Genomic DNA, 242 nt, shown 5'->3' with positions numbered 1-242 from the left:
CCAGGGAGCCGGCCACGAACACCCCGCCGTAGGCCGCGAGGACGCGGCCGAAGTGCGCGTCGGGCTGGAGCGTGGCGATGAAGCCGTAGGCGCCGAGGGCGACGACCCCGGCGCCGATCCACGCCCAGCCGCGGTGTTCCCGTACGCCCTGCCAGACCAGCCAGGCCCCGCCGATCTCCAGCAGGGCGGCGAGCACGAAGAGGGCGGCGGAGCGGGCGATCGACATGGGCCCAGCGTAGAAG

The 242-nt window shown here is 74.8% G+C and carries 1 protein-coding gene; it reads right to left on the bottom strand.

Annotated features, from left to right (window positions below):
- Positions 1–226: YnfA family protein (locus ACSNOK_RS35875; RefSeq protein WP_436784842.1), on the bottom strand; the 226-nt coding region annotated here is incomplete at its 3' end.
- Positions 227–242 lie beyond the last annotated feature (16 nt).

Origin of the sequence: Streptomyces sp. URMC 126 (assembly GCF_051386555.1) — a bacterium.
In the GTDB taxonomy this organism is placed as follows: Bacteria; Actinomycetota; Actinomycetes; order Streptomycetales; family Streptomycetaceae; genus Streptomyces.
This window is presented reverse-complemented; position numbering and strand designations above follow the sequence as displayed.